Here is a 2,277-nt window from a genome sequence, read left to right on the forward strand (position 1 = left end):
GCGTCGATGGCCTCGATGGTGCTGGTGCGGCCCGACGGCAGGACGGTGACGGCTTCGCCGACGCGCAGGACGCCGGAGGCGATCTGGCCGGCGTAGCCGCGGTAGTCGGGGTGCTCGGCGGTCTGCGGGCGGATCACGTACTGCACGGGGAAGCGCGCCGGGCAGGCCGTCAGGTCGTGGCTGACCGGGACGGTCTCCAGGTGCTCCAGCACCGTCGGGCCGCCGTACCAGTCCATGTTCGCGGACGGCTCGACGACGTTGTCCCCGGCCAGGGCCGAGATCGGGATCGCGGTGATCTCCGGGACGCCCAGGTCCGAGGCGTACGCGGTGAACTCCTCGGCGATCTTCGCGAAGACCGCCTCCTCGTAGCCGACGAGGTCCATCTTGTTGACGGCGAGGACGACGTGGGGGACGCGCAGGAGGGCGGCGACGGCGGCGTGGCGGCGGGTCTGTTCGATGACGCCGTTGCGGGCGTCGACGAGGACGACGGCGAGGTCGGCGGTGGAGGCGCCGGTGACCATGTTGCGGGTGTACTGCACGTGCCCGGGGGTGTCGGCGAGGATGAACCGGCGGCGGGCGGTGGCGAAGTAGCGGTACGCCACGTCGATGGTGATGCCCTGCTCGCGTTCGGCGCGCAGGCCGTCGGTGAGGAGGGCGAGGTCGGGGGTGTCCTGACCGCGGCTGGCCGAGACCCGCTCCACGGCTTCCATCTGGTCGGTCAGCACCGACTTGGAGTCGTGCAGGAGACGGCCGACCAGGGTGGACTTGCCGTCGTCTACGGAACCGGCGGTCGCGAAACGCAGCAGCGTGGTCGCCGACAGGTCGGCGAACTGCTCGGTGGTGGAGGTCATTTCTAGAAGTACCCTTCGCGCTTGCGGTCTTCCATCGCGGCCTCGGACATCTTGTCGTCGGCGCGGGTCGCACCCCGCTCGGTGAGGCGGGAGGCGGCGATTTCGGTGATCACGGCGTCCAGCGTGGTGGCGTCGGAGTCGACGGCACCGGTGCAGGACATGTCACCGACGGTGCGGTAGCGGATCAGGCGGGTCTCGGTGGTCTCGCCGTCCTTGGCGCCGCCCCAGTCGCCGGCGGTCAGCCACATGCCGCCCCGCAGGAAGACCTCGCGCTCGTGGGCGAAGTAGATCTCCGGCAGTTCGATCTTCTCGCGGGCGATGTACTGCCACACGTCCAGCTCGGTCCAGTTGGAGAGCGGGAAGACGCGCACGTGCTCGCCCGGCGCGTGGCGGCCGTTGTAGAGCTGCCACAGCTCGGGGCGCTGGCGGCGCGGGTCCCACTGGGAGAACTCGTCGCGCAGGGAGAAGACGCGCTCCTTGGCGCGGGCCTTCTCCTCGTCGCGGCGGCCGCCGCCGAACACGGCGTCGAACCTGAGCTGCTGGATCGCCTCCGTGAGCGGGACGGTCTGCAGCGGGTTGCGGACGCCGTCGGGGCGCTCGCGGAGCTTGCCGGCGTCGATGTACTCCTGGACGGAGGCCACGTGCAGACGCAGGCCGTGCTCGGCGACCGCACGGTCGCGGTACTCCAGGACCTCGGGGAAGTTGTGGCCGGTGTCCACGTGGAGCAGGGTGAACGGCACCGGCGCCGGAGCGAAGGCCTTCAGCGCCAGGTGCAGCATGACAATGGAGTCCTTGCCGCCGGAGAAGAGGATCACCGGCTTCTCGAACTCGCCCGCCACCTCACGGAAGATGTGCACGGCCTCCGATTCGAGGGCGTCGAGGTGCGACAGCGCGTAGGGCGCGTCCGTCCCTTCGTGGACGTGTGCGACGGTGGCGGTCATGCCAGACCCCTCTCGGTGAGCAGTGCGTGCAGGGCCGAGGCCGACTCCTGTACGGACTGCGTGTGCGACTCGATGCGGAGGTCCGGGGACTCCGGCGCCTCGTACGGGTCGTCGACCCCGGTCAGACCGGAGATCTCGCCCGCCGCCTGCTTGGCGTACAGACCCTTCACGTCACGCTCCGAGCAGACCTCGACCGGGGTGGCCACGTGGACCTCCAGATACGCGGTGCCCTCGGCGGCGTGCCGCTTGCGCACCGCCTCGCGGCTGTCGGCGAACGGCGCGATCACCGGGACCAGCGCCTTGACGCCGTTGCTCGCCAGGAGCTCGGCGACGAAGCCGATCCGCTGCACGTTGGTGTGCCGGTCCTCACGGCTGAAGCCGAGACCGGCGGAGAGGAACTCGCGGATCTCGTCGCCGTCGAGGACCTCCACGCGGTGGCCCTCGGCGCGCAGCCGCTCGGCCAGCGCGTAGGCGATCGTGGTCTT

At 70.6% G+C, this 2,277-nt stretch carries 3 protein-coding genes; all 3 read right to left on the reverse strand.

What is annotated here, in order from left to right; all coding sequences use genetic code 11:
- A partial coding sequence (locus tag ACFV0Q_RS40900; RefSeq protein WP_385013106.1) for a sulfate adenylyltransferase subunit 1 occupies nt 1-851 on the reverse strand: 851 nt, incomplete at its 3' end.
- A 2-nt stretch (nt 852-853) separates the two neighbouring features.
- Nucleotides 854-1,792 (reverse strand): sulfate adenylyltransferase subunit CysD, encoded by a 939-nt coding sequence (gene cysD, locus ACFV0Q_RS40905; RefSeq protein WP_385013107.1) that lies wholly within the window; start codon nt 1,790-1,792, stop codon nt 854-856.
- Nucleotides 1,789-2,277, reverse strand: a 489-nt coding sequence (gene cysC / locus ACFV0Q_RS40910; protein WP_385013109.1) for an adenylyl-sulfate kinase, incomplete at its 5' end; no start/stop codon positions are given. The genes cysC and cysD, both read right to left, overlap by 4 nt.

The organism is Streptomyces sp. NPDC059564, assembly GCF_042735575.1.
Taxonomy (GTDB): domain Bacteria; phylum Actinomycetota; class Actinomycetes; order Streptomycetales; family Streptomycetaceae; genus Streptomyces.